Source organism: Spongiimicrobium sp. 3-5, from assembly GCF_046557915.1.
Classification (GTDB): domain Bacteria; phylum Bacteroidota; class Bacteroidia; order Flavobacteriales; family Flavobacteriaceae; genus JBHEBG01.
The window spans coordinates 1,625-3,186 of the sequence record NZ_JBHEBG010000013.1; the positions used below are offsets into that span (position 1 = coordinate 1,625).

Annotated in this window: 1 tRNA gene and 1 rRNA gene (1 of these 2 cut by a window edge); both read left to right on the plus strand. The window is 52.7% G+C overall.

The features are described 5' to 3' along the window. Positions 1 to 109: 109 nt before the first annotated feature. A tRNA-Ala gene (locus ACEQ81_RS18580) sits at positions 110 to 183 on the plus strand. A gap of 159 nt (positions 184 to 342) precedes the next feature. Then, positions 343 to 1,562 (plus strand): 23S ribosomal RNA (locus ACEQ81_RS18585) (it continues 1,733 nt past the right edge of the window).

Here is a 1,562-nt window from a genome sequence, read left to right on the forward strand (position 1 = left end):
TGTGGCATGTTTCCGGATCTATAGGAATGGAAATTCTGGAAGTTGTGCGACCATCGCCCAAAGTTCGGGCACGTTTATGGCCAACAGGCCTGTGTCGGCGCATTTTTTTGGGGGATTAGCTCAGCTGGCTAGAGCGCCTGCCTTGCACGCAGGAGGTCATCGGTTCGACTCCGATATTCTCCACATGGCACAGGGTGCATCCGGTGGCGATCTTTACAGATCGTTGCGAGGGGCACCTGCCACAAGTTCATTGACATATTGGGACAGAGCGCGTACGGTTGATACCGTACGGCTCGTAAGAATACGAAAGTAGAGTACGAATAGAATAGAATACAAGGTCTGGCGACAAGCTGGAAAAGGGCGTATGGGGAATGCCTAGGCTCCCAGAGGCGAAGAAGGACGCGATAAGCTGCGAAAAGCTGCGGGGATCGGCACACACGATATGATCCGCAGGTATCCGAATGGGGCAACCCGGCATGTTGAAGGCATGTCATCCCGCTTTTAGCGGGAAGCAAACCCGGCGAACTGAAACATCTAATTAGCCGGAGGAGGAGAAAACAAGAGTGATTCCGATAGTAGCGGCGAGCGAAATCGGAACAGCCCAAACCGATGTTGTTTCGGCAACATCGGGGTTGTAGGACCACGATCTTCGATGCGCAACGAACTGGAACCGTTTGGAAAGACGGGCCGTAGAAGGTGATAGCCCTGTACAGGCAAGGAGCGTTATCGATAGTGGTATCCTGAGTAGCGCGGGGCACGTGAAACCCTGTGTGAAACCGGCGGGACCATCCGCCAAGGCTAAATACTCCTGGGAGACCGATAGTGAACAAGTACCGTGAGGGAAAGGTGAAAAGAACCCTGAACAAGGGAGTGAAAAAGATCCTGAAACCATACGCCTACAAGCGGTCGGAGTTCGCCTATGGCGAATGACGGCGTGCCTTTTGCATAATGAGCCTACGAGTTACTTTTACCAGCAAGGTTAAGTCCTTAAGGGACGGAGCCGCAGCGAAAGCGAGTCTGAACAGGGCGCATCAGTTGGTAGTAGTAGACGCGAAACCGTGTGATCTACCCATGGGCAGGTTGAAGCTGTGGTAACACATAGTGGAGGACCGAACCCGTTGACGTTGAAAAGTCTTGGGATGACCTGTGGGTAGGGGTGAAAGGCCAATCAAACTCGGAAATAGCTCGTACTCCCCGAAATGCATTTAGGTGCAGCGTGCAAATAGTTTTATAGAGGTAGAGCTACTGATTGGATGCGGGGGCTTCACCGCCTACCAATTCCTGACAAACTCCGAATGCTATAAAATGTTTTTGCGCAGTGAGGGCATGGGTGCTAAGGTCCATGTCCGAGAGGGAAACAACCCGGACCACCGGCTAAGGTCCCCAAGTGTGTGCTAAGTTGACAAAACGCGGTGGAACTGCATAGACAGCCAGGATGTTGGCTTGGAAGCAGCCATTCATTTAAAGAGTGCGTAACAGCTCACTGGTCGAGCGGTTCCGCATGGATAATGATCGGGCATAAGCACACCACCGAAGCCGTGGCTTCGTCCGCCTATGGCGAT